Raw genomic sequence first — 2,603 nt, 5'->3', positions numbered from 1 at the left:
TGTTGACGCCGACCGAAAATTGACCAGTTAGACCGAGAAGTGCCGATCCAAAATTGACCAGGGTGTTCCACTGTCCTGCTGATTAATTCAGCAGGTACTAAAAGGTGATCACCATGGACGTAATCGGCAATGTAAGACGCTTAAAACTGCGCGACAAACTCTCCACCAGTGCGATTGCGAGGGCCACCGGCCTGTCACGCAATACCGTCAAGAAGTGGCTCAAAGCTCCCGGCGACATAGCTCCCAAATACGCGAGGGAAGCGCCCGAGGGCAAGCTCTCTCCTTTCAAAGTGGCTCTGGATCAGGCCTTGAAGACCGACATGCATCGGCCCAAGAAGGGCCGACGCACAGGACGGGCCCTGTTTGCCCAGATCCAGGCGCAGGGGTACCGGGGCGGCTACAGCGCGGTGACCGACTTCGTTCGGGCATGGCATGAGCAGAGCAGCCAGTCTCCAGGCAAGGCATTTGTGCCGTTGAGCTTCGAGTTGGGTGAGGCATTCCAGTTCGACTGGAGTGACGAGGCACTGGTGGTGGGCGGCGTGTTTTACAACATGCAGGTCTCCCACTTAAAGCTGTGCGCCAGTCGGGCGTTCTGGCTGGTGGCCTATCCCAGCCAAGGCCATGAGATGCTGTTTGATGCCCACACCCGGTCCTTCACTGCACTGGGTGGCATTGCCCGGCGCGGCATCTACGACAACATGAAGACGGCCGTAGACAAGGTCAAGAAGGGCAAGGGGCGCATCGTCAATGCACGCTTCTCCACGATGTGCAGCCATTACCTCTTTGACCCGGACTTCTGCAACGTGGCCTCCGGCTGGGAGAAAGGAGTGGTTGAGAAGAATGTGCAGGACAGCCGCCGGCGCATCTGGATCGAGGCCGGCACGCGCCGGTTCGGCTCCTTCGTGGAGCTCAACGCGTGGCTGGGCGAGCGCTGCCGGGCGGTATGGGAGGACACCGTCCATCCGATTCACAAGCAGTTCACGGTGTCGGAGATGCTGGAACTGGAGCGTGCTCACCTCATGAGCATGCCTGCCCCCTTTGATGGCTACGTCGAGAAGCCTGCGCGAGTCAGCAGCACCTGCTTGGTGTCGGTGGGGCGCAACCGCTACTCCGTGCCCTGTGAATGGGCTGGTTCGTTGGTCAGCACCCGCCTGTACCCCAACCGGGTGGATGTGGCCAATGCGGACATGGTGATTGCCAGCCATGCACGCTTGGTTGGCAAGTCGCAGACCACTTACGACTGGCAGCACTACATTGACTTGGTGCAGCGCAAGCCTGGGGCCTTGAGAAACGGCGCCCCGTTTCTGGACCTTCCCCTGCCACTGCTGAGATTGCGGCAATCGCTGCTGCGTCACACCGGTGGAGACCGTGTCATGGCACAGGTTCTGGCGGCGGTCCCGCAATTCGGTCTGGAGTCCGTGCTGGTGGCCGTTGAATTGGTGCTGGAGAGTTCCGCTCCGAACGGCAGCATCAGTGCTGAGCACGTTCGCAACGTACTGGCACGGCTGAGCGCACCACAGACGCCCGAGCAGGCGCAAACGGACCTGAAGCTCACCCTGATTCCCAGAGCCGATACAGCGCGCTATGACCGCCTGCGTCCCACCCACCAGGACGGTCTGGAGGTGAACCATGCGTGACTCCAAACGCGACGTGCACAGTGCACTCAAGGAGCTTCGGTTGAATGGCATGGCCAGCGCCTGGGCCGACCTGATGGAGCAAGATGGTGGGTCGGGCATGGAGTCATCGCGCTGGCTGGTGGAGCACTTGCTGGACGCAGAAGATGTGGACCGGCACATGCGATCCATCGCGCATCAGATGAAGACGGCCCGCTTCCCCATGCACCGTGACTTGGCCGGGTTTGACTTCACGGTGTCTCAGGTGGACAAGGTGCTGATCCAGAAGCTGTCGGACCTGGCATTCACTGATGACGCCCAGAACGCGGTATTCATTGGTGGTCCAGGCACCGGCAAGACGCATCTGGCTACAGCGCTGGGCATCTCCGGCCTGACCCGCCATGGCAAACGTGTGCGGTTTTACTCGACGGTGGACCTGGTCAATGCCCTGGAGCAGGAAAAGGCGCAAGGCAAAGCCGGGCGCATTGCAATGAGCTTGATGCGAACCGACCTCGTCATTCTGGATGAGCTGGGGTACCTGCCGTTCAGCCAGGCAGGCGGTGCCTTGCTGTTCCATCTGCTGTCCAAGTTGTACGAGCACACCAGCGTGGTGATCACTACCAACCTGACGTTTGCCGAGTGGTCCAGCGTGTTTGGTGATGCGAAGATGACCACCGCACTCCTGGACCGGCTTACCCACCACTGCCACATTCTGGAAACCGGGAACGAGTCTTACCGGTTCCGCCACAGTTCAACCGAAGCCAAGGGAAAGATCAAATCCAGGGAGCTGCAACGCAAGGTTGAAGCTGGGAAGAGTGACGTTCAGAAGGTAGAGGCCGAACCGTTCTAACTACCTGCAATAGATTCAAAAGGAGTCAGCAAAACCAGCAAGAGACTATAGTTATCCACAGTTGGCAGTCATGCTGTCAGCAAAAGCCCCTGGTCAAAATTCGATCGGCACAGGTGGTCAAGATTCAATCGGCGCCAACA

2 protein-coding genes are annotated in these 2,603 nt (G+C 59.3%); both read left to right on the top strand.

What is annotated here, in order from left to right; translation table 11 throughout:
- The first annotated feature begins 113 nt into the window (after positions 1 to 113).
- Entirely contained in the window at positions 114 to 1,637 is a 1,524-nt protein-coding gene (gene istA / locus DIC66_RS22655) for an IS21 family transposase (protein WP_117180447.1), read from the top strand.
- The gene (gene istB / locus DIC66_RS22650) at positions 1,630 to 2,463 is read left to right on the top strand and encodes an IS21-like element helper ATPase IstB (RefSeq protein WP_117180446.1); all 834 of its coding nucleotides are present in this window, start codon (positions 1,630 to 1,632) and stop codon (positions 2,461 to 2,463) included. The genes istA and istB overlap by 8 nt, the downstream gene beginning before the upstream one ends.
- Positions 2,464 to 2,603: the final 140 nt, after the last annotated feature.

Origin of the sequence: Rhodoferax lacus (genome assembly GCF_003415675.1) — a bacterium.
Classification (GTDB): Bacteria; Pseudomonadota; Gammaproteobacteria; order Burkholderiales; family Burkholderiaceae_C; genus Allorhodoferax; species Allorhodoferax lacus.
Note: the sequence above shows the minus strand (reverse complement) of the source record. Positions and strands in the feature narration are given on the sequence as shown.